The organism is Streptomyces sp. NPDC092369 (assembly GCF_044755245.1).
Classification (GTDB): Bacteria; Actinomycetota; Actinomycetes; order Streptomycetales; family Streptomycetaceae; genus Streptomyces.
In genome coordinates, this window is the sequence record NZ_JBIVQP010000001.1 from 1,203,072 (window position 1) to 1,226,481 (window position 23,410).

Genomic DNA, 23,410 nt, shown 5'->3' on the forward strand with positions numbered 1-23,410 from the left:
CGCCCCTCTCACCTCGTGATGATCGCCGGGTCGCTCACACCGGGCCGGCCGTTCTCGACGTGTCCGGCGAAGCGCCGCAGGAACGCCGCGTCCGACTCGGACGTGACCGTCAGGTCGTACCACCGCTTGCTCGCCGCGAGGTCGACGGTGTGGTGCACGGTGGTACCGGGGCGCACGCTGAACGTCCGCGGGCGGCAGCCGTAGCCGCCGGACAGCTTCAACTTGGCCGTGCGGGAGCCCTTGTTGGTGAAGGTCAGCTCGACGTCGTCGCCGGTGTGCCGGGCGGTGACCTCGGGTCCCGCGGTCTTGTTCGCCCCCTTGAAGGTGCGCAGGAAGCCGTTGGGGCCGTGCACGGTGAGGTCGTAGGAGCCGTTCGAGTACGCCGAGTTCCAGGTGTCGGAGACGGTCTTGCCGGCCTCGGTGGTGTAGCTCCAGGGGCCGTCGGTGCGGTTGCCGGAGGTGACCAGGAAGGCGGCACCGGCCTTGGCGCCGGAGGCGAAGCTCACCGTGAACTTGCCGGCCGCCGCATCCACCGAACCGTCCACGCGCGGGGCGTACTTGAGCGGACGGGCCGGGCGCAGACCGTGCTCCTGCTTGGGCAGGACGCCCTTGGCCGGCGGGGTCGGCACATAGTCCGGGTGGCGGACCCTGTCCGGCGGCTCGTAGCCGTCGGTGTCGGGCAGGGCGACCGGTTCGGTGTCCTTGTCCGAGAAGTCGAAGGCCGCGGTCAGGTCACCGCAGACGGCCCGCCGCCAGGGCGAGATGTTGGGCTCGTGGACACCGAAGCGGCGCTCCATGAACCGGATGATCGAGGTGTGGTCGAGCGTCTCGGAGCAGACGAAGCCGCCCTTGCTCCAGGGCGAGACGACCAGCATCGGCACGCGCTGGCCGAGTCCGTAGGGGCCGGCCGGGTGGCCGCTGTCGCCGGCGAACAGGTCGAGGGCGGGGTCGATCGTCGACTTGCCCTGCGCGGCGGAGCCGGCCGGGAACGGCGGGACCAGGTGGTCGAAGAAGCCGTCGTTCTCGTCGTAGGTGATGAACAGCGCGGTCTTGCCCCACACCTTGGGGTCGGCGGTGAGCGCGTCCAGCACCTGCGAGACGTACCAGGCGCCGTAGTTGGCGGGCCAGTTGGGGTGCTCGGTGAAGGCCTCGGGGGCGACGATCCAGGAGATCTTCGGCAGCTTGCCGCCCTTGACGTCGGCCTTCAGCTGGTCGAAGAAGCCCTCACCCTTGGTGGCGTCGGTGCCGGTGCGTGCCTTGTCGTACAGCGGGTCGCCGGGCTTGGCGTTGCGGTAATTGTCGAAGTACAGCAGCGAGTTGTCGCCGTAGTTGCCGCGGTAGGCGTCGTTGATCCAGCCCCAGCCGCCGGCGGCGTCGAGGCCGTCGCCGACGTCCTGGTAGATCTTCCAGGAGACGCCGGCCCGCTCCAGGCGCTCGGGGTAGGTGGTCCAGCTGTAGCCCACCTCGTCGTTGCCCAGGACCGGGCCGCCGCCCTTGCCGTCGTTGCCCGTGTAACCCGTCCACATGTAGTAGCGGTTGGGGTCCGTCGAGCCGATGAACGAGCAGTGGTAGGCGTCGCAGATGGTGAAGGAGTCGGCGAGCGCGTAGTGGAAGGGGATGTCGCCGCGGTTCAGGTACGCCATCGTCGTGGAGCTCTTGGACGGCACCCACTTGTCGTACTTGCCGCCGTTGAAGGCGGCGTGACCGTCGTTCCAGCCGTGCGGGAGGTCCTGGACGAAGGCGAGGCCCAGGTCGTCGGCGTCGGGGTGGAAGGGCAGGATCTCCTTGCCGGCGGCGTCCTTCTGGTGCCACACGGACGTGCCGTTCGGCCAGGTCACCGGGCGCGGGTCACCGAAGCCTCGGACGCCCCTGAGCGAGCCGAAGTAGTGGTCGAAGGAGCGGTTCTCCTGCATCAGGACGACGATGTGCTCCACGTCCTCGATCGACCCCGTGCGGTGGTTCGCGGGCAGTGCGGCCGCGCGCTCGATGCTGCTGGAGAGCGCGGTGAAGGCCGTGGTGGCGCCCGCGAGTTGGAGGAATCTGCGCCGGTTGACTTCGGGCATGGGGGACTGCCTCTCCTCTTGACGGTGCGACGTGCCGGTGCGCTGTGCCGGAACATGACGGCTTCCGCGCGCTGCGAGTTTTGCAAGGGCGCCGAACGTCAGGGAAGGGTCGGGTGTCGCCGATGTGAAACTCGGCGGTACGCGAGGTGTGTCGGCAAAGAACGTCCCATGGGGACAACAGTGGGATATTCGCCAATCACGCCCGGCCACCGCCGGGCAGGTCCGAACTCGGCCGACCGCGAAGCACCACATGCCGACGCGTGTGCACCGCCTTCACAAGACACGCGCTTCCGGCCGACCTGAGCGTCCGCTGTGCTGCACGGGGCAGACGGGTTGCGGAGCCTCTGCCTAGCCTCCCCAGCCATGAGATCCACACTGCTGAGACGCCTCGGTCGCACCGCCGTACTCGCCCTCGCCCTCGCCGTGTTCGGCCTGACCCCCAGCGCGAGCGCGGCCCCGGCGGCCCAGGCCGACGTCACGTTCGCCACCGACAGCGCGACGACCACGCCCGGCGGCACGGTGAACCTGTCGATGACGCTCACCAACAACCACACCTACGACATCTGGTTCGTCCACCAGACGATCGACCCGACGTGGCTGACCACCCAGCGCCCCGACCTGAAGTACAGCTTCACCGGGTGCACGCTGGCCACGGCCACCGGCTCCACCCCGTGCTCGGGCACCGGCCCCGCGAACCTCGGCACCAACTACGGCGCGACCATCCCGCCCGGTCAGAGCCGTACGGTGACCCTGACGCTGCGGATCGCCGCCGACTCCGGCTGCAACGGCAACATCGGCTTCTACTCGTACTACTACATCGAGTTCAGCGACAGCACGAACATCAGCGGCGGCCCGGCCTACACGCCCGAGATCCGAGTGCTCTGCGCCTGACGGCCCCGTACACCCGACGAGCCCGCACGGCGGCCGGCCCGCGGCGGCCGGCCGCCGTCCGTATCGCGAGACCCGGGTGGTCCAAATCCGGACTGGATCGGAAAGACGCGGCGCGGCCTGGTCGACCGGTCGACCGAGCCGCGGAGTGAGCCGTTCCGCGCCGGTGATCGATTCCCGGGCCAGCGGACAGGGGCCTCGACACACTTCGGCGGCCTCCGGACTCCTGTCCCGTGGGCGCCTGTTCGGGCGTCCCCACGACTGAATGGACGCCTCACTTTTCCGTCACGTTTCGCGGCATGACCATAAAAGCTACACAGGGGCACCACTATGTGACGCGACTGATGTGTGACGACTGGCGTCTGAGGGGGGCGTGGCGTCGCGCACAGGGGTGCGTCCGCTCCGGCGGGAGCAAGTGGCGTCCCCTGCCCGGGGAGGGAACAACACCGCATGAAGCGGACCATACGCACGACCGCGCTCACCGTGGGCGCCCTCATAGCCTCGTTCGCCCTGCCGGCGGCCACGGCCCACGCCGACGCGGTCACGCCCCGCGTCGATCTGCGGGTCCTGATCGTGAGCGACGGAGGCCCGTCCACCGACGCGATCGCGGCCGAACTGGACACCGAGGGAACGCCGTACACCGAGATAGACCTGCAGGACTCCGCGAGACCCGTGATCGACGCGGACTTCCTCGCGGACACGGTGGACGGCGTTCCGCGCGCCAGGTTCCAGGCCGTGGTCCTGCCCAACGACAACCCGTTCGCGGCCGGTTCGGCCGAGATGACGGCGCTGGCCGCCTACGAGCAGACCTACGCGATCCCGCAGGTCGACGCCTACACCTACGCGCGTCCGGAGGCCGGGCTCGACTACCCGGTCAACGGCGGTTACTCGGGCAGCCTGGACGGTGTCTCCGCGCAGGTCACCACCGCAGGCGCGGCCGGACCGTTCGGCTACCTGGACGGGCCCGTGCCCTTCGAGGACAACTCCCCCACCGTGGGCGAGAGTTACGCCTATCTGTCGACGCCCGTGGCGGGCGCGGACTTCACGTCCTACGTCGACGCCCCGATCCCCGGCGGGACGACGCGGGGTTCGCTGGTGGGCGAGTACCGGCACGACGGGCGGCGGGAGCTGGTCGTCACCTTCGTCTACAACCAGTACCAGGAGCAGTTCCGCCTGCTGGCCCGCGGCATCGTGGAGTGGATGACCGGAGGGGTGCATCTCGGCGCCTCCCGCAGCTACTTCGCGGTCCACGTGGACGACGTCTTCGCCGCCGACGACCGCTGGGACTCCACCCTCAACTGCACGCCGGGCGACATCGACTGCCCGCCCGGCCAGGGCGTGGAGAACCCGATCCGGATGACCGCGGCCGACGTCGACCACGCGGCCGACTGGCAGACCGCCCACGGCATCACCCTCGACATGGTGTACAACGGCGTCGGCAGTGTGAACCAGCGCGAGGACAACGACGGCGTCGACGCGCTCGCCGACGAGTTCGTCACCGACCGCGACAGCTTCCGCTGGGTCAACCACACCTACTCGCACCCCTTCCTGGGCTGCGTGCAGAACGTCACCGTGGTGCCGTGGAAGTGCGCCACCAACGCCGACGGCAGCACCCAGTGGGTCAGCCGGAACGCGATCTCCGACGAGATCGCGACCAACCGCGCCTGGGGCCAGTCGGTCGGACTCCCGCTGGACACCCAGGAGTTGGTGACCGGCGAGCACTCGGGTCTGCGGATCATGCCGCAGCAGCCGGTGGACAACCCCAACCTGGCACCCGCGCTGACCGCCAACGGCGTGAAGTGGCTCGCCTCCGACAACTCCCGTGACCCGGTGCAGCGTCAGGTCGGTCCCGCGACGACGGTCGCGCGCTACCCGATGAACCTCTTCTACAACGCGGGGCGGACCGCCGAGCAGGTCGACGAGTACAACTGGATCTACACCAGCCGGGCCCAGGGCGGCAGCGGCATCTGCGAGGACAACCCGGCGACCTCGACCTGTCTGGCCGCGCCGCTGTCCACCTCCACCGGTTACACCGACTACATCGTGCCGCTGGAGACCAGGACCGCGCTTGGGCACGTGCTCTCGGGCGACCCCAAGCCGCATTTCATCCATCAGTCGAACCTGACCGAGGACCGGATCGCCTACCCGGTGCTCGACGGCGTCCTGGACGGCTACCACGCGCTGTTCGCGGACGACACCCCGGTGGTGAACCTGCGGATGAAGGACATCGGCACCGAGTTGCAGCGACGTGCCGCCCGGGACGCGGCCGTCGACGCCGGTCAGGTCACCGCCTACCGCATCGGCGACACGGTGACCGTCCAGGCGCCGAACGGCGTGCCCGTGAGCGCGACGCTGCCCACCGGCACCACGCAGGGCGGTACGGCGTTCGGCTCCGCGTACGCGGGCGAGGTCTCCGGCTGGACCACCTCGACGGGACAGCCGCTCAGCCTCGACCTGCCCTCCGCCACCCCCTCCCTCACCGCGACCGCCGACGCGGCGGACCCGGCGACCAGCTCCACCACTCCCCCGACCAGGGTGCCCGCCGGTGTGACCGCGCCGGTCCCCTACGTCCCGGAGAACTGAGCGCGGCACGCCCCACGGTCCCGGCCGCCCATCGCGGCCGGGACCGGAACGACCGCCACCGACCTCGGCCGTGGAGCCCATCCATGTACGTTCACGACGGCGCGCGCCGCTCCGGCTCAACGCGCGTCACCCTGCTCACCGAAGGCACCTACCCGCACAGTCACGGCGGGGTGAGTGTCTGGTGCGACCAACTCGTCACCGGCATGCCCGACCTCGACTTCGAGGTCGTCGCCGTGACCGGCACCGGACGCGAACCCCTGGTGTGGGACATCCCGGACCACGTCTCGCGCGTCGTCTCGGTCCCGATGTGGGGTCCCGCACCCGAGGGCCGCCTGCCGCGCGGCCGCAGCCGCAATCAACTCGCCCACGCCTACGAGCAGTTCCTGACGGCCCTGCTCGACCCCCGGGCCGAACACGGCTTCGCCGACGCGCTGTACACGATGGCGCGGGCGGCGGCGGACGGCACGCTGAGCCCGTTCCTGCGCGGCGACCGGGCGATCGGTGTGCTGACGGCGGTGTGGAACCGCCCGGGCCTCGCCGTACGGGAGGCCCGGCCGAGCCTGCACGACGCGATCACCGCGACCACCCTGCTGGAGCACGCGCTGCGGCCGCTGTCCGCGCCGCTGCCCGAGGACGGGGTGGCGCACGCGGTCAGCGGCGGGGTGGCCGCGCTGCCGGGACTCGCCGCGCTCGAACGGCACGGTGTACCCCTGCTGTTGACCGAGCACGGCGTCTATCTGCGCGAGCGCTACCTCGGCTATCGCACCGCCCCCTACCGCTGGCCCGTGAAGGCCGTGGTGCTGGGCTTCTTCCGGCTGCTGGCCGAGGAGACCTACCGGCGGGCGGCACTGATCACCCCGGGCAACCGCTACAACCGGCTGTGGGAGGAACAGGGCGGCGCGGACCCCGGGTCCATCCGCACCGTCTACAACGGCGTCGACCCGGGCGCCTTCCCGATGGCCGGTCCCGAGCCGGAGCGGCCCACCCTGAGCTGGGCCGGCCGGGTCGACCCGATCAAGGACCTGGAGACCCTGATCCGTGCCTTCGCGCTCGTCCGGGGTCAACTCCCGGACGCCGCCCTGCGGTTGTTCGGCGGCACCCCGCGCGGCGGCGAGGCCTACCGGGAGCGGTGCGAGGCGCTGGCCGCCGAGTTGGGGCACGCCGACGCGGTCACGTTCGAGGGCCGGGTCGAGGACATCAAGGACGCCTACGCGGCCGGGAACGTCGTGATGCTCTCCAGCATCAGCGAGGGCTTCCCGTTCACCCTGATAGAGGCCATGTCGTGCGGACGGGCCACCGTCTCCACCGACGTCGGCGGGGTGCGCGAGGCCGTCGGGGACACCGGTCTGGTCGTACCGCCCCGCGACCCGGCGCGGATGGCAGCCGCGGCCCTGGAGTTGCTGGCCGACCGCGAGCGCCGTCGCACGATGGGCGAGGCGGCCCGGCTGCGGGTCATCGAGCAGTTCACGCTGCGTCAGACCGTCGACACCTTCCGCTCGATCTATCTGGAGCTGTCGGCACTGGGCCGCATGTGGACGCCGGAGACCGCCGGGGAACTCGCCGACGCGGGCGAGGGCGGCCCGGTGTCGTCGAGGACCGGGAGCATGGCCGGATGAGCGGGCCCATGGCGCTCGAACCGGACGGCTCGGCAGGGGACACGCTCTCCCTGCGGCTGGCCGAGGACCGCTCGCGCCTCGGGCGGCTGCTCGGCGACGACCGCACCCTGGCACTGCGCCGGCCGCACTGGGGCGCGGACCACGCAGCGGTCGACGAACTCGCCGCCGAGCTGGCCGACCGCATAGGACCGGCCGTGCACGCCTACGAGGTCGCCGCGCTGCTGGAGTCGGAGGGCATGAGCGCCGAGATCATCAAGGAGCGGTACGGCCATCCGAGCCTGTTCTCCCTGGCCGGCGCCCTCTACGAACGGGTGCCGCGCACCTTCCCGGAGCCGGCGCGCGCGGCCGACCCCTGGCGTCCGGACCATGTGCGCTGCGCCCTGCGCGGGGCCCTGTTCGCGCTGCCGGGGCTCGCCTACCTGCTCACCGGTCCGCTGTGGCACGCCGAGCGCTCGGTCTCGGTGCTGGTCGTGGCCGGGCTGATCTCCTGGGCCTGGGGGCAGGCGCTGGGCCACCGGGCCTTCCTGCGCATGACCGCGGGGCGACGGGAGGCGGCTCGCACCCTCGTCAAGGGCGCCCCGCTGGGGGCCGTCGTCGCCACGGCGGCGGGCTCGCTGGTCACCGGCTCCGGCCCTGCGGCCCTGGCCGCCGGGGCACAGTCGGTGTATCTGGCGGCGGCCGGTGTGCTGTTGGTCCTCGGCGGGGAACGACTGCTGCTGGCCGCGCTCACACCGATGATCGCCGGCGCGGCGGTGCTGCCGTGGTGGGAGCCGGGGAATCCACTGCGGGCCGGGCTGCCGCTGCTGTCCCTGCTCGGCGCGGTGGCCGCGGCCGCCTGGGCCCTGCGCACCGCCCTCGCCACCACCTCTGCGCCGGGCAACTCCCGTCTCTCCCTGCGCCGTTCACTGCCCTACGGCCTGTTCGGACTGGCCGCCGGGTCGCTGGTCCTGCTGACCGGACGGAACCAGCCGTACGCGGTGATCGTGCTGACCGTGAGCATGGGGCCCGCGGAGTGGCTGCTGTACCGCTACCGCGGGCTGTCGGTGGCCGCGCTGCGGGCGACCGCCACACCGGCCGCCTTCCGGCTGCGCTCGGCGGGCATCCTCGTCCTCTGCCTGTGCGCCTATCTGCTGCCCCTGCTCCCGGCGGCTCTTCTCACCCACTCCGACCCGGCCCCGCTGCTGCTGCTCGCGGCGGCACTGTGGACGGCCCTGCTGCTCCAGGCGTTCGGGGCGGCCTGGCCGCCGGCCGGGGTGTGCCTCGTCGCCGCCGCGGCGGCGGGCGCGCTCACTCTCATGGACTCGCTCCCCGTCGTCGAAGCGCTGTCCCTCTGTTGCGGCGTCGCAGCCCTGTGCCTCACGGCGTGTGTGCTGCGCCTGCTGGGGCGCCCCGCTCCGCACGCCTGACCGCCGGTACCCGGCCCCCGTCCCGACGCGCACCACCCCCTTATCGCGACACCCCCCACAGGAAGCACAACCGACCGGAAGGAAGCACGAGTTGACCACCGCACCACTCGCCGCCGTCACCGGAGCCGAGGGTTTCATCGGCTCCCACCTCACCGAGGCGCTGGTCGCCTCCGGGCACCGGGTGAGGGCCATGGCGCAGTACAACTCCTTCTCCTCCTACGGCTGGCTGGAGACCCTCCACCCCGACGTCCTCGATCAGGTCGACATCGTCCTCGGCGACGTCCGCGACCCCGGCTCCGTCCGCGGTCTCCTCGACGGCGCCGACACCGCCTACCACCTGGCCGCGCTGATCGCGATCCCCTACTCCTACCAGGCACCCCACAGCTACGTGGACACCAACGTCACCGGCACCCTCAACGTGCTGGAGGCGGTCCGCGCCCTGGGCACGCCCCGGCTGGTGCACACCTCCACCAGCGAGACCTACGGCACCGCCCGGACCGTGCCGATCACCGAGGACCACCCCATCAACACCCAGTCCCCCTACGCCGCTTCGAAGGCGGGCGGGGACCGGCTGGCGGACAGCTACCACGCCAGCTTCGACACCCCGGTGGTGACCCTGCGCCCGTTCAACACCTTCGGGCCGCGCCAGTCGATGCGGGCGGTCATCCCGACCGTCATCGGCCAAGTCGCCGCGGGGGAACGGACGATCACCCTCGGGGACCTGCGCCCCACCCGTGACTTCACCTACGTCAAGGACACCGCGCAGGCGTTCCTCACAGTCGGCACCGCGCCCGCCGAGCAGGTCGTGGGCCGCACCTTCAACGCCGGTACCGGCGGGGAGATCTCCATCGGCGACCTCGTCGCGCTGATCGGCAAGGTGATGGACACCGACCTCGACGTGCGCGAGGACACCGCGCGCATCCGGCCGGCCAACTCCGAGGTGATGCGGCTGGTCGCCGACGCGAGCCGGCTGACCGCCGCGACCGGCTGGCGGCCCGCGCACTCCCTGGAGGAAGGCCTCGCGGGAACCGTGGAGTTCTTCCGCGACCCGGCCAACCTCGCCCGGTACAAGACCGGCATCTACAACATCTGACCCGACCGGTACGTCCAGAAGGAGGAGTCCCATGCACGCAGTGATCCTGGCCGGAGGCAAGGGCGTCCGGCTGCGGCCCTACACCACCGCGCTGCCCAAGCCGCTCGTGCCGATCGGAGACCAGCACGCGATACTGGAGATCGTGCTGCGCCAGCTCGCCGTGGCGGGATTCACCCGCTGCACCATCGCGATCGGCCACCTGGGCGAGATCATCCGCGCCTATGTGGGCGACGGCAGCCAGTGGGGCATGAACATCGACTACGCCACCGAGGACAGCCCGCTGGGCACCATGGGCCCGCTGCTCACCATGCTCGACCGCCTGCCCGAGAAGTTCCTCGTCATGAACGGCGACATCCTGACCGACCTCGACTACGCGGACGTCCTGCGCCAACACCGCGAATCAGAGGCGTCGTTGACCATCGCGACGTACTCCCGCAAGGTGCACATCGACTTCGGGGTGCTGACCACCGACGACGGCCGGGTGGTCGCCTTCACCGAGAAGCCGAGCATGGACTACCGCGTCTCCATGGGCGTGTACGGGCTGTCCCGGTCCACGCTCGCCGGCTACACCGCCGGACTGCCGCTGGGCTTCGACGAGTTGGTCCTCGACCTGCTGAAGACCCGGAACCCGCCGCACGCCTATGACTTCGAGGGGTACTGGCTGGACATCGGACGCCCGGACGACTACGACCGGGCCAACGCCGAGTTCACCTCCCGCAAGTCACTGTTGCTCAAGGGAGCCTGACCTTCCCATGCGCATTCTCGTCCTGGGCTTCACCGGCTATCTGGGCGGCCATGTCGCCGGGCACCTGCGCACCCTCACGGGTGTCCGGGTGCTCGGCGGCGGCCGCTCCCCCGCCGCGGAGTTCGGCATCGACCTCGCCACCGCCCGCGCGGACGACCTGGCACGGGCTCTGTCCGACGCGGCACCCGACGCCGTGATCAACTGCGCGGGTACGACCGGGGGCGACGCCGTGACCCTCGCCGAGGTCAACTCCCGCGGCCCCGCGGTCCTTTGCGCGGCGCTGCGCAAGGCGGCGCCGACGGCCCGGCTGATCCACCTGGGCTCGGCCGCCGAGTACGGCCCCGGCGAACCGGACGTGAAGGTGACCGAGTCGGCGGCCACCCGCCCGGTCGCCGTGTACGGCGCCACCAAGCTGGCCGGCACGGTCGCGGTCACCACCTCCGGGCTCGACGCGGTGGTGCTGCGGGTGGGCAACCCCGTCGGCGCGGGCGCCCCGGCGGCCGGACTGCCCGGCCGGGTCGCCGGTCTGCTGCGCGAGGCGGGTCCGGATCCCGCAGCCGTGATCCGGCTCGGCGACCTGTCGGCGTACCGCGACTTCGTCGACGCGCGCGACGTGGCACGGGCCGCGGCGCTCGCGGTGTCCGCCCCGCGCACCCTGCCGGGCATCCTCAACATCGGCGGCGGACAGGCCACTCCCGTACGGGACTTGGTGCACACACTGGCCCGCGTTTCCGGCTTCCGCGGGCGGATCCAGGAGAATGGCGGCGGCTCCGCGCGGTCGGGGGAGGTCTCGTGGCAGTGTTCCGACATCACGGCCGCCGAAGAGGCCCTCGGCTGGCGGCCTTCGTACCCCCTCGACGACTCACTCACCGAACTGTGGACCGCGACGGCGGAGCCGGAAGGCGACCGGGCACCGTGAGCCTGCTCATTCCGCTCTACGTCCATCCCGCCGAGGATCCCGGCGCCTGGCACCGCCTGATCGGGGCGGCGGCCGGCACCTACGCGGTCGTGATCAACCCGGCGAACGGACCGGGACCGGCGCCCGACCCCGCGTTCACCGCGGCGGCGGGGGCACTGCGCGCGGCCGGTGCCCGGCTGCTGGCGTACGTCGACACCGACTACGGCGCGCGCAGCCCGGCCGAGATGACGGACGACCTCCGCAGGTACCGCGAGTGGTACGGGACCGACGGCTGCTTCCTCGACCAGGTGCCCGCCTCGCCGGACGAACTGCCCGCCTGCAGACGCCTGGTGAGGTCCCTGCGCAAGCTCGGCGCCGCGCCGGTTGTCCTCAACCCCGGCATCCACCCGGCGCCCGGGTACGCCCGGCTCGCCGACCTCGTCGTGACCTTCGAGGGCCACTGGTCGACGTATGTCTCGACGTTCAGCCGTCCGTCATGGACCTCCCGGCATCCGCCCGAGCGGTTCTGTCACCTCGTCTACGGTGTGCCCGAGGCGCTGGTGCCCCTCGCCGTGCGCACCGCGCGCGACCGCGGCGCGGGCGTGGCCGGGCCGGTGACGGGTGAACTTCCCAACCCCTGGGCGCAGTTGACACCCGCACTGAAGGAGACGGAGTGATGAGGCGTACCGCCCTGGCGGGCGGATTACTGACGGCGGCCCTGGCCCTGAGCGCGTGTTCGGGAGCGGGGGACGACGACCGGGCCGACGGGGGCGGCCGTACGACGTCGAGCGCCCCTTACCGCTCCACCGGCCCCGCGACGACCGAGCGGCCTTCCCCGTCCGCCACCGCGTCGTCCGCCGCGCCGAAGCGCTGGCAGCCCACCCCCGGCGTCGCCTGGCAGTGGCAGCTCGACGGCGAGGTCACCCCGTCCGTCGACGTGCCCGTCTACGACATCGACGGCTTCGAGAACACGGCGGCGGACGTGACCCGGCTGCACCACGCCGGCCGCAAGGTCATCTGCTACATCAACGTCGGCGCCTGGGAGAACTACCGCCCGGACAAAGGCGAGTTCCCCGAGTCGGTGCTCGGGGCCGGCAACGGCTGGGCGGGCGAGCGCTGGCTGGACATCCGGCGCCTCGACGTACTGCGGCCGATCATGGAACAGCGTTTCGACATGTGCCGCGACAAGGGATTCGACGCCGTGGAACCGGACTTGGTGGAGGGCTACGCCAACAAGACGGGTTTCCCGCTGACCGCCGCCGACCAACTCGCGTACAACCGCATGATCGCGGACATCGCCCACGCCCGCGGCCTGGCCGTCGGCCTCAAGAACGACCTCCCGCAGATCCCCCAACTCCTCAGCCACTTCGACTTCGCGGTCAACGAGGAGTGCGCGCAGTACGACGAGTGCGGACGGCTCCGCCCGTTCACCGCGGCGGACAAGGCGGTCTTCCACGTCGAGTACGAGGTGCCCAACAGCACGTTCTGCGCCGAGTCGCGGAAGCTGAAACTGTCGTCCATGAGCAAGAAGCTCGACCTCGGGGTGTGGCGCCGGCCCTGCTGAACACCGGCCGAAGGTACGTCAAGTTCGCCACGGCCGGCGTGCATCGCCGGTTACCCCAGGGGCGGTTCCGACACGGGTCAGCTTCTCGGATAAATTCCCCCATAAGGGAAGATCGACGAAGGACGGTAACGATGGTGCTCGATCGACGTCAGTTCTCCACAGTGAGCGCGGGAGCCGCGGCGGCCACGCTCGCCGGGGCCACGACGGCCCGCGCGACGACAGCCCGTACGACGACCCGCGACACCGAGCCCGCGCGCAATGTCGTCCTCGTCCACGGCGCCTACGCGGACGGCTCCTCCTGGGCGAAGGTGATCCCGCTGCTCCAGGCGGCGGGACTGAACGTCATCGCGGTGCAGAACCCCCTGACCTCGCTCGCCGACGACGTCGCCGCCACGAACTTCGCCCTGACCCGGGTGGACGGACCCACCGTCCTGGTCGCCCACTCCTACGGCGGCACCGTCATCTCCCAGGCCGGACTCGACCCGAAGGTCACCGGCCTCGTCTATGTGGCCGCCCGCGCCCCCGAGGCCGGCGAGGACTACGCCGCGCTCGCCGCGACGTTCCCCACCCCTCCGGTGAACGCCGGGATCATCACCTCGGGCGGCTTCAAGTTCATCGACCGAGCCGCTTTCCTACGGGACTTCGCGAACGGCGTGCCCCGCAAGGAGGCCCTGACGCTCTACGCCGCCCAAGGCCCGCTCTCCACCGCCGCTCCCACCACGAGCGTCGCCGCCTGGCACCAGCGGCCGTCCTGGTACGCGGTCTCGAAGAACGACCGCACCATCGATCCCGGCCTGGAGCGCTTCATGGCCCGGCGCATGGGCGCCACCACCATCGAGGTCGACGCGGGTCACCTGTCGCTCGTGTCGCACCCGGAAGTGATCAGCAGGCTGATCCTGCGGGCCGCGGCACGGAGCTGACGCCCCACGAACCTGCGCGCACCGCGCAACACGAACGGCGCGCCGGACCCGGAGGCCCGACGCGCCGTCTGTTCATCGCCCGTTACGGGCTACTCGATCAACCCCCCGATCGGTACGCGGTGTCAGCGGCGCATGTCGCGGCCGGCGCCGTCGTGGCCACCGCCGTGACCGCCGCCCTCGTGACCGCCACCCTGGTGGCCGCCGCCCTCGTGACCGCCGCCCTGGTGACCGCCGCCCTCGTGACCGCCACCCTGGTGGCCGCCGCCGTGGTGACCGCCACCGTGGTGCCGGCCCCAGGAGAAGTCGTCGACGAAGCGGTTGCGGTCGTTGCGCAGGGTCACGGTGCCGCGGTCGTTGTCCCACACGTAGTTGCGACGGTCCTGGAAGAGGTCCCTGCGGGTGTCGCGGCCCTCACCGGAGTGGACGCGGACCGTGGCGCGGGGGGCCAGGCGGTAGTGGTGGAACGTGTACGTACGGCCGTGGTCGTCCTTGAGGGTCCAGCCGTCCAGGTTGACCGCGTCGCGGGTGGTGTTGGTCAGGTCCACCCACTCGTTGTTCAGCGAACGGCTGGAGCGGTCCTCGCGTCCCGGGGAGTCGTACTGGAGGGCCGAGATCTCCACCCTCGGCCCGTGCGGTCGGGCGTGGTCGGCCGCGGACGCCGGCAACGTCACCACGGATACCAGGGCGCCGGCGGCCAGAGCGGCGGCGGCGAGACGGCGGGCGGTGACAGAAGCGGAATCGGACACAGAGTCCCCCTGCATAGTGCGGGCACCCTCTCGCGGGCAGCGGTCATCACTGTCCCCGAGAGATTCGGTGCGGTGTGCTTGTGCGGCCGGTCGGCCTCACACCCACACTCTGTCCACCGAGTGCGGGACACGGGTGGGAAACGGGGATGCTTTTGCCCGTTGACCATGGTTTCGTAACTCTCGACTGCACTGTCCATGTATGTCGTGTATGCGCGAGGTTGACGATCAACTTCCGTGCGGGAGTTGGCCGCACCCCCTCTTTCGCCACACCACGCCACCCTGGCTCGCCGAGAGCCGTCACCCGAAAGTGAGTAACAGCCGAGGTGACGTGGACTCGCTCCGAGGGCGTTGTCAGTGGTGGCGGGCAGGATGGAGGCATGACGACACCAGTTGCAGTGATCGTGGATGCCGCCGCCTACGCGCAGGCGGTCGAGGACGCGGTGAAGGCTTCGGCCGCCTACTACGCGGGCGACACGTCCGTGCTGGACGACGACGCCTACGACCGGCTGGTGCGCGGCATCGCCGCGTGGGAGGCCGACCATCCGGACCAGGTGGTGCCCGATTCACCCACCGGGAAGGTGGCCGGTGGGGCCGTGGAGGGCGATGTCCCCCACACGGTGGCGATGCTGAGCCTGGACAACGTGTTCTCGGCGGAGGAGTTCACCGCCTGGACCGCCTCCCTGGCCCGGCGGATCGGCCACGACGTGGAGCGTTTCAGCGTCGAGCCGAAGCTGGACGGCCTCGCCGTCGCGGCCCGTTACACCGACGGCCGACTCAGACAGCTGATCACCCGGGGGGACGGGACGGCCGGGGAGGACGTCTCGCACGCGATCGGCACCATCGAGGGGCTGCCCGTCGAGCTGGCCGAGCCGGTCACGGTCGAGGTCCGCGGTGAGGTCCTCATGACCACCGCCCAGTTCGAGCACGCCAACGAGGTGCGCACCGCGCACGGCGGACAGCCGTTCGCCAACCCGCGCGGCGCGTCCGCGGGCACCCTGCGGGCGAGGGAGCGCACCTACACCGTGCCGATGACGTTCTTCGGCTACGGCCTGCTGCCCCTGCCCGGCACGGGGGCGGACCTCGCCGGCCGGCTGGGCGACCTCGCGCACAGCGAGCTGATGACGAGGGCCGCCGCGTACGGGGTGAACACCACGGCGACCACCGCCGTGCCCGGCACCACCGCAGACACGGTCGAGCAGGTGCTGGACCGGGTGCGTGAGATCGCCGCCCTGCGGGCCGAGCTGCCGTTCGGGATCGACGGGATCGTCATCAAGGCCGACCTCGCCGACGACCAGCGGACGGCCGGTTCCGGCACCCGCGCCCCGCGCTGGGCGATCGCCTACAAGCTGCCCGCCGTCGAGAAGATCACCCGCCTGCTGGAGGTGGAGTGGAACGTGGGCCGCACCGGCATCATCGCCCCGCGCGCCGTCCTCGAACCGGTCGAGATCGACGGCGCCACGATCACCTACGCCACCCTCCACAACCCGGCCGACATCACCCGCCGCGATCTGCGTCTGGGCGACCACGTCATGGTCCACCGGGCCGGCGACGTCATCCCCCGCATCGAGGCCCCCGTCGCCCATCTGCGCACCGGCGACGAACAGCCCATCGCCTTCCCCGAGGTGTGCCCGCGCTGTGGGGCCGGCATCGACACGAGCGAGCAGCGCTGGCGCTGTGAGAACGGGCGCAACTGCCACCTGGTGGCGGCCCTCTCCTACGCCGCCGGCCGCGACCAGCTCGACATCGAGGGCCTCGGCCACACCCGGGTCGTGCAGCTCGTCGACGCGGGCCTGGTGACCGACCTCGCCGACCTGTTCGCCCTCACCCGCGAGCAACTCCTGGACCTGGAGCGGATGGGCGAGACGAGCACCGACAACCTGCTCGCGGGGATCGCCGCGGCCAAGGCGCAGCCGCTGTCGCGGGTGCTGTGCGCGCTCGGGATCCGCGGCACCGGCCGCTCCATGTCCCGCCGGATCGCCCGCTACTTCGCCACGATGGACCACATCCGCGCGGCCGACGCCGAGGCGATGCAGCGGGTCGACGGCATCGGCACGGAGAAGGCGCCCTCCATCGTCGCCGAGGTCGCCGAACTCGCGCCGCTCATCGACAAGTTGGCGGCTGCCGGGGTGAACATGACGGAGCCCGGCGCCACTCCCCCGGCCGCGGAGGACGCGGAGACCGACGCCGGCTCCGACTCCGAGGGCGCCGGCTCCGCGGGGCAGGCGGAGACCGCCGAGCCCGCGGGTGGACCGTTGGCCGGGATGACGGTCGTGGTCACCGGCGCGATGACCGGCCCGCTGGAGAAGCTGAGCCGCAACCAGATGAACGAACTCGTCGAACGCGCCGGTGGCCGCTCCTCCTCCAGCGTCTCCAAGAAGACCACCCTGGTGGTCGCCGGAGAGGGCGCGGGGTCCAAGCGCACCAAGGCGGAGACGCTCGGCGTCCGGCTGGCCACGCCGGACGAGTTCGCCGCCCTGGTCGCGGACTTCATCGACTGATCGGACCGCCCGCCGCGGTTGCCCGTCGCCGGGTCGGCCCTCGCCGGGCCGACCCTCACCACGTCACTCCGGCCGCGTCACTCCCGCCGGCTCACTCCTCGTCCCGCAACCGGGCCGCCAACGCGACCAGTTCCTCGGTCAGTTCGGTGTGGCCCAGGGCCGTCAGGCGGGCGACGGCCGCGTCGAGGCGGGTGAGCGCGGGGGCCGGACGTTCCAGGTAGAGGCCCTCCACGGCGCCCGAGAGGCGGACGCACTCGGCCCACTCGCCGGCGCGTTCGTCGTCCGGTCCCGGCTCGCCGATCAGCGAGAGTGCCTTGTCCAGGGCGACCAATGCGTCCTCGTACTCGCCCGCGTAGGCGTTGACCCGCCCGTGCTCGTACGCGAGGGCGGAGTCCAGGGACCGGCCGTGGTGGTGGTACTCGGCGGCGCGCGCCTCGTCGGCGACCCGGCCCGCGTCGTCGAGGAAGCGGAGCGCGTCGGCCAGTCCGTCGGGGCCCTGCTGCTGGGCCTGGAGGCGGCCGAGTTCCCGCAGACAACTGCTGAGCTGCTCGTAGCGCGGGGCCTTGGCGTGGGCGGCGAGTGCCTGGTCCGCGACCTCGCGGGCCCGGTCGAACTCGCCGGACTCGCCGAGGAGTACGGCGGTCTCCGCGGCGATCATGGCGTGGCTGCCCGGGTCGTCGTCCCAGTCCGCCGACGCGGCCGCCAGGGTGACGTACTCCGCGGTGGCGGCCTTGAGGTCCTCCCCCGCGCGCAGTGCGCGGGCTCGGGTCAGACGCAGCTGGGCGACGAGCCGGTCGTCCAACTCCCCGTCGGTGACGACAGGTTCGGCCAGCAGGGAGTCGAGCAGGGCGATGCAGTCCTCGATGCGGCCCAGGTCGAGGGTGAGTTGGGCCGCGTTGCTGTAGGTGCAGTACGCCTCCGTCCGGCTGCCGCGGCGCAGGGCCACCTCCGCCGAGCGCGTCAGGTGCCGCAGCGCCTCGTCGGGGCGGCCCAGGCGCATGGCGGCCTCGGCCAGATCGCTCTGGAGGCGGGGGATGTCGACGGCGTCGGCCGGCCACTCGGCGGCCAGCCGCAGGCCTTCGGTGAGGTTGTCGTACGCGGTCCGCGCGTCCCGGAGACCGAGCTGGAGCCGGCCGCGCAGGCCGAGCGTCCGGGGCAGGTGCCAGGCGGGGCCATGCGCCTTCAGCCGGTCGAGGAGAGCGTCGATCTCGGTGATCGCGGCGGGCAGATCACCGGAGAGGGCGTACGAGCTGGCCCGCATCAGCACGGCGCCGGAGATCTGCGTGACGACGTCGTGCTCGGTGGCGAAGGCCTCCAGCCGGTCCACCTCGGCGAGGACCGACGCGGCATGCTCCTCGCTCCCGGAGGCCTGCAGCCGCAGACCGAGCGCGGTCGCCCGCATCCGCAGCAGCCGGGCCTCCTGGTACGGAGCGAGTCCGGGCGTGTCCTCGTGAAGACGGACGAGAGAGACGTACGCGGCGGTCAGCGCGGCGACCTTGGCCTCGGCGACGGCAAGGGCCTGCGCCTCGGCACCGGCGTGGGTCCCGTCCGCGGTCCTCGCATCGGCGCCATCCGCGCCCTCGGCCTCGCCACCGCCACCGCCCGCAGCCTCCACGGCGCCACCGTCGGCAACCTCCGCCGCAACGCCCCCGGCGGCCTGCGCCTCGGCATCGGCACGGGTCTCGACCGCGGTCTTCACCTCGACGTCGTCCGCGCCCTTGGCCCCGCCACCGCCCGCAGCCTCCACATCCGCACCGTCGGCACCCCGCGCCGCGACACCGCCGGAGGCCCCGGCATGGGCGTCGGTCTCGTCCGCCGGGATCTCGGCGAGGGCGAGCAGCGCGCAGGCGCGGGAGAACGCCGCCTCGCCCGGCTCCCCGGCGTCTTCGTACAGGGCCGCGGCCTCCTCGTGGAGCGCGGCGGCGTCGGCGTACTCGTCCCTCTCGCCGGCCCGGTTCGCCTCGTCGGCCAGCAGATCCGCGCGCAGCCGTTCGAGCGGACCCACGGCCGGATCGTCGGGGTGGGTGTAGTCCCGGGCGGCCACGAGCGTGCGCAGGCGTGCCCAGCAGGCCGTCGCGTCGGGGTGCCCCTGCTGGTCCAATGTCCTTGCCCGGATGATGAGTTCGGGCAGGGAGTCGGGGAGGCCGGCGTCCGTGCGCGGAGCGGGCGCGGTGGTGGGCACGGCCGTGGCCACGTCGTCGAGGCTGCGGGTGCGCAGGGTCAGGTCGAGCGCGTCCAGGAGCGGGGCGCGGTCGAGGCGGGCCCCGCGGCGGTCGGTGTGGGCGGTCGTTCCGTTGCGGGCGTCGAAGCGGGCGGCCAGGTCGTCCGCGCGGTCACGCACCTCGGCGCGCAGGCCGGCCACCGTCCAACTGCGGCCCGCGTACCCGGCGGCGGGCAGTTCGCCGTGACCGAGGAACTCGACGCGCTGGAGGAGGACCTCGACGCCGGTGAGGAAGCCGAGCAGGTCCAGCGGCGAGTCGACGTCCTCGAACAGGTTCCGGTTCTCGGCGAGCAGCTCCAGTCCGCGCGCCTCGTTGCCGGTCAGCGCGCAGAACTCCAGGTGCCGGCCGACCTCCTGGGACATCGAGGGGTTGCGGCGGCAGCCGCGGTAACCGACCAGGTGCAGCTCGCGGGCCCGGTCGCTGCGGCCGGTGCGCAGCAGGGGCAGCAGCGCGTACGAGACGGAGCGGGCCGGTTCCTCCTGGCAGGACTCCTTCCCGGCCAGGACGGGCTCCCAGGCGTCGAGCGCCCGTTCGTCGTCGCCCGCCGTGAGGTGGTGCAGGGCCCGCGCGCAGGTCTCGCAGGCCTCGCAGTCGCTGAGCCGGACGCGGCTTCGGCCCGCCCACAGTTCGTAGGCGAGGTCGGTGTCCTCACCGGTGTGGACGGCGAGGTGGTACGCCTGGCCGTAGTAGGGCTGGAGGTCGAGGCCGGCCTTCTCGTACCGGTCGCGCATCTCCGTCAGCCACTGGCGCAGGCTGGCCAGCGGTATCTCGGGCAGGGCGAGCAGCGCGGTGGCCACCCACTTGAACCGCCAGAAGAGCATGTGGCGCAGGCGCTCGTCGAAGACGTCGGGCTGTTCGTCGAAGAGGGTGAGCAGCCGGGCGAAGACGACGGGCGACTTCCGGGGTTCGGAGCCGTAGGTGTACGCCTCCTGGAGTTCGAGCAGCGCGTGGACGAGCGGTACGGGCTCCGCCAACTGCTCGGCGACGTCGACGAGTTCCTCGGCAGTGACGGTGCGGGTGCGGCCGTAGGGGCGCCGGTCGTTCTCCTGCAGCGCCTGGAACAGCTCGTCCGTGTTCTGGGGGTGGGGTGCGGTCGGCATCGTCAGCTGTCCTTGCGGAGGGCGTGGGCGAGAAGGTCGAGGAAGGAGCGGTTGATGAGGCTCGACTCGGCGGGCCGCAGCGGGCGCCGGGAGAGCATCGCGGCCTGCCCGTAGAGGGCTTCGGCGCTGGTGCGGGCCAGCTCGGGCTCGTCGATGGAGACGGCGGTGCGCACCAGGGGGTTGAGCTGGTTGAGGATCAGCTGGGCGCGCGGCGCCTCCTGACGCAGGGCGCCGAGGATGTCGCCCCACAGGCCGCCCTCCGACTCGCGGGCGAGCTGGGAGCGGGTGCGCTCGTGCCGGGCCTCGCGGCTGTCGACCAGGAGGGCGGGCGCGGAGGCGGGGTGGAAGGTGCGCAGCGCGACGTCGCAGTCGAAGACGGCGAGGGCGTCACGGGCCTGGGCGAGGTAGGCCGCGGCGGCCAGTTCCGTCTCCCGGTCGACGGGGTCGAGGTGGGCGGTGAGGGTCGCCGGGTCGAGGTCCGCGACGCTGACCTCGGGCCTGATCTCGGGCAGCCGGTGGACCAGTTCACGGTCGTAGGTGTAGCCGCCGTTGACGACGCCGAGCCCCGCGGCCGAGGCGATGGCCGCGACCTGCCGGAACTCCTCCACGCTGGAGGTCACCAGCACGGTGCGGTGGGTGCGCGCGAACTCGTCGAGGGTGCAGTGCCCGTCGGTGGTCTCGAACGGCAGCCAGGGCAGCAGCATCCGCAGAATCTCGTCGTCGTGCACGGCGAGGGACTTCACCGCCAGGTGGTGGGCCTGGAGGAAGCGGCCGAGCAGGTCGGGGTCGCTGGCGGCGGCGCGGGCGATCCACGCGCGCAGCCGCTCGGCGAGGGCGTCGCGGACGGCGGCGAGGGTGTCGTCCTCGTACAGGGACTCGCGGGAGGCGGTCGGGCGCAGGCTCTCGGCGTCGACGACGCAGCGGACGAAGAAGGCCCACTCGGGCAGGATCTCCTCGGCCTGCTCGGACAGCAGCATGCCCTTGACGTGCACGCGGTGGCCGTGGCGGCGACCGGCCGGCACCGCCTCGGGCAGGATGCACGCGATGCCCTTCAGGCCCACGGCCGGCAGGTCCAGCTCGATGGTGTCCAAGGGCGTGAACCCGAGGGCTTCCTCGCCGAACGCGGCCAGCGCACGCGCGCGGGCTCCCGGCGTGGGGTACGTGCGTGCCCAGGGCGCCGGCTCGGGGTTGACGGACGCGCCGGTGCCGCCCGGGCCGCCCTTGCCGTCGTCGAAGGTCACCGGGTGGCGCAGCAGGGACCCGAAGTGCCGGGCGAGCGCGTGCACTTGGGCCGGGCGGGTCCACTCGCCCGCGTCGGCGCGCGGGGTCAGGGTGACGGTGGTGCCGGGCCTGGGGCGGGCGGAGGCGGGCAGGGCGCGGACGGTGTAGCTGCCGTCGCCGCGTCCTCGCCACTCCACGGCGGGCGCCTCGGGCGTGGCGGCGGACCGGCTCAGGACGTGGATCTCGTCGGCGACCAGGAAGCAGGAGAGCAGTCCGATGCCGAACTGCCCGATGAAGTCGCCGCGTTGCTCGGCGATCTTCTCCGCGCGCTTGCTGCTGCGGCCGATCGTGGCGAGGAAGGTGTGCACGTCGGCCTCGGTGAGACCGACGCCGTCGTCCTCGACGCGTACGACGGAGCCGTCGGCGTACAGGCGGATGCCGAACGCGTCGGCGGGTGCGCCGGGTTCGAGGCGGTGCCGGGCGGTCAGGGCGTCGACCGCGTTCTGCATCAGCTCCCGCAGGTAGACGCGGGGGCTGGAGTAGAGGTGATGGGAGAGGAGGTCGACGAGGCCGCGCAGATCCACCTGGAAGGTGCGGTCGGCGCCGGCCTGGCTCGAAGGGGTGTCGTGCAGTGTCATCGGGCAGTCCGGTGTGAGGTGAGCGACGAGCGGCGGACGGTCGGCGGAATCAGGCGCTGCGCCGGGCGCGGGCGTACATCTTTTCCGGCTGCGCCATGTACTTCCACGGCCAGGGTGTGTACGCGCCTTCGAGCTGATCGAAGATGCGGGACAGCGCGCTGCGCGAGGAGGCCAGGGACATCGCCATGGCGAAGGTGTTGAAGTCCTCCTGCCAGCCCGGAAACCGCTCGTAGGCGGGGTGGAGGATGCTGCGCTCGGCCGCCTCCAGCAACTCGTCCTGGATCTCCGGGGTTTCGAGGCAGCTCTTGTCGTCCGACTCCACCCAGTCCTCGATGTGGGCCATGGCGATCACACAGCCGAGACGGTGCCCCTCGGGGGCGCGGGCGAACGCCTCACGGGCGAACGCGAGGGCCTGGCCCGGCTCTCCGCTCCAGCGGGGCTGGAGGTACGAGATCCACTCGATGTGGGTCTCCAGGTCCAGCGGGTCGCGGCGCAGGGCGGCGTCGCGCCGGGTCTCGTTGACGGCGTGGCCCAGCGACATGCCCCGGCCGGAGGTCAGCAGGCGGCGCCACGGTGTGATCCACTCGGGCCGCAACTCGGCGGCCTCCAGCAGCTGTTCCTCGGCGATGTGGAGCCGCTCGTGGAAGATCCGCCACTGCTCCTGCGTGACGTTCACGGCACGGTCGGCGGTACGCGCCTCCCAGCCCCAACTGATGTGGCGCGTCCCGGATATGAGCAGGGCGGTAGCCCGGTGCTCCTTGTCCTCCTCGACGGCCCGCCCGATCCAGTCCTGCACTCCGTCCAGTTCGGCGAGCTCACCCAACACCTGGTGGTCGCGACCGAGATCGAACGGAACCAGCGCGGCCTTGACCGCCTCCCACTCCCCCGCGTCGGCCGCCTCCACCAGTTCGAGCACCCGCGTGTCCCCGAGCGCGCGCAGCGGATACACCCCGTTCTTCTGCCGGCGCGGCACGGAAAGGGCGTGCGGAACCTCCGCGGGTCTCTCCGCACCTCTCCCGAACAGCTTCCCCAACATGCCGCGCCCTCCCCTGGTCCCGCGTGATCGTCCGGAGCAGCATAAACGGCGGCCCCGACACCGCTTCCACAGGGTTTTCACCGGGGTTGCACGGCGCCGGACCGGGCCCGGTCCGCTCTCCTTCCGCCAGTCCTCCCGTCGCTCTTCCCTCGCTCCTTCCGCCTGACGGAAGC

General features: G+C 72.0%; 16 protein-coding genes. 11 read left to right on the top strand and 5 right to left on the bottom strand.

Annotation, left to right across the window (positions count from 1 at the left end):
• Nucleotides 1-8: 8 nt before the first annotated feature.
• Nucleotides 9-2,063, bottom strand: a complete 2,055-nt coding sequence (locus tag ACIQI8_RS05380) for a phosphocholine-specific phospholipase C (protein WP_402345151.1) — start codon at nucleotides 2,061-2,063, stop codon at nucleotides 9-11.
• A gap of 363 nt (nucleotides 2,064-2,426) precedes the next feature.
• On the opposite strand from ACIQI8_RS05380, the gene ACIQI8_RS05385 reads away from it, so the two are divergent.
• From ACIQI8_RS05385 to ACIQI8_RS05430, 10 genes are all read left to right on the top strand, one after another.
• Complete coding sequence (locus tag ACIQI8_RS05385) at nucleotides 2,427-2,954, top strand: hypothetical protein (RefSeq protein ID WP_402345152.1); 528 nt, start codon at nucleotides 2,427-2,429, stop codon at nucleotides 2,952-2,954.
• Nucleotides 2,955-3,401: 447 nt separating this feature from the next.
• Complete coding sequence (locus tag ACIQI8_RS05390) at nucleotides 3,402-5,534, top strand: hypothetical protein (protein WP_402345154.1); 2,133 nt, start codon at nucleotides 3,402-3,404, stop codon at nucleotides 5,532-5,534.
• Nucleotides 5,535-5,617: 83 nt separating this feature from the next.
• Nucleotides 5,618-7,150, top strand: a complete 1,533-nt coding sequence (gene pelF / locus ACIQI8_RS05395) for a GT4 family glycosyltransferase PelF (protein ID WP_402345156.1) — start codon at nucleotides 5,618-5,620, stop codon at nucleotides 7,148-7,150.
• Nucleotides 7,147-8,556 carry a hypothetical protein gene (locus ACIQI8_RS05400; RefSeq protein ID WP_402345158.1) on the top strand — a complete coding sequence of 470 codons (1,410 nt, stop codon included), beginning with the start codon at nucleotides 7,147-7,149 and terminating at the stop codon, nucleotides 8,554-8,556. Before pelF ends, ACIQI8_RS05400 begins: the two co-directional genes overlap by 4 nt.
• Nucleotides 8,557-8,647: 91 nt before the next feature.
• Entirely contained in the window at nucleotides 8,648-9,649 is a 1,002-nt protein-coding gene (locus tag ACIQI8_RS05405; RefSeq protein ID WP_402345160.1) for a GDP-mannose 4,6-dehydratase, read from the top strand.
• Nucleotides 9,650-9,680: 31 nt separating this feature from the next.
• Entirely contained in the window at nucleotides 9,681-10,394 is a 714-nt protein-coding gene (locus tag ACIQI8_RS05410; protein WP_402345162.1) for an NDP-sugar synthase, read from the top strand.
• 7 nt (nucleotides 10,395-10,401) lie between these two features.
• Nucleotides 10,402-11,313, top strand: coding sequence for an NAD-dependent epimerase/dehydratase family protein (locus ACIQI8_RS05415; RefSeq protein WP_402345164.1), 912 nt, complete (start codon nucleotides 10,402-10,404; stop codon nucleotides 11,311-11,313).
• Entirely contained in the window at nucleotides 11,310-11,969 is a 660-nt protein-coding gene (locus tag ACIQI8_RS05420; RefSeq protein WP_402345165.1) for a spherulation-specific family 4 protein, read from the top strand. Before ACIQI8_RS05415 ends, ACIQI8_RS05420 begins: the two co-directional genes overlap by 4 nt.
• Nucleotides 11,969-12,856, top strand: a complete 888-nt coding sequence (locus ACIQI8_RS05425; protein ID WP_402345167.1) for an endo alpha-1,4 polygalactosaminidase — start codon at nucleotides 11,969-11,971, stop codon at nucleotides 12,854-12,856. Before ACIQI8_RS05420 ends, ACIQI8_RS05425 begins: the two co-directional genes overlap by 1 nt.
• Nucleotides 12,857-12,987: 131 nt before the next feature.
• Nucleotides 12,988-13,776, top strand: a complete 789-nt coding sequence (locus ACIQI8_RS05430) for an alpha/beta fold hydrolase (protein ID WP_402345169.1) — start codon at nucleotides 12,988-12,990, stop codon at nucleotides 13,774-13,776.
• 122 nt (nucleotides 13,777-13,898) lie between these two features.
• On the opposite strand, the gene ACIQI8_RS05435 is transcribed toward ACIQI8_RS05430, so the two are convergent.
• Nucleotides 13,899-14,522 carry a lamin tail domain-containing protein gene (locus tag ACIQI8_RS05435; RefSeq protein ID WP_402345171.1) on the bottom strand — a complete coding sequence of 208 codons (624 nt, stop codon included), beginning with the start codon at nucleotides 14,520-14,522 and terminating at the stop codon, nucleotides 13,899-13,901.
• Between the two features lie 377 nt (nucleotides 14,523-14,899).
• Here ACIQI8_RS05435 and ligA point away from each other — a divergent pair, with 377 nt between their 5' ends.
• Nucleotides 14,900-17,020, top strand: a complete 2,121-nt coding sequence (gene ligA / locus ACIQI8_RS05440; protein WP_402345173.1) for an NAD-dependent DNA ligase LigA — start codon at nucleotides 14,900-14,902, stop codon at nucleotides 17,018-17,020.
• Nucleotides 17,021-17,111: 91 nt separating this feature from the next.
• Here ligA and ACIQI8_RS05445 read toward each other — a convergent pair whose 3' ends face one another.
• Genes ACIQI8_RS05445 through ACIQI8_RS05455 form a run of 3 tightly spaced genes read right to left on the bottom strand, consistent with a single transcriptional unit; the run spans nucleotide 17,112 to nucleotide 23,237 of the window.
• Nucleotides 17,112-20,342 carry a hypothetical protein gene (locus ACIQI8_RS05445; protein WP_402345175.1) on the bottom strand — a complete coding sequence of 1,077 codons (3,231 nt, stop codon included), beginning with the start codon at nucleotides 20,340-20,342 and terminating at the stop codon, nucleotides 17,112-17,114.
• 2 nt (nucleotides 20,343-20,344) lie between these two features.
• Nucleotides 20,345-22,201, bottom strand: coding sequence for an HSP90 family protein (locus ACIQI8_RS05450; protein WP_402345177.1), 1,857 nt, complete (start codon nucleotides 22,199-22,201; stop codon nucleotides 20,345-20,347).
• Nucleotides 22,202-22,250: 49 nt separating this feature from the next.
• On the bottom strand, nucleotides 22,251-23,237 hold the full coding sequence (locus tag ACIQI8_RS05455; protein ID WP_402345179.1) for a hypothetical protein: 987 nt from the start codon (nucleotides 23,235-23,237) through the stop codon (nucleotides 22,251-22,253).
• Nucleotides 23,238-23,410: the final 173 nt, after the last annotated feature.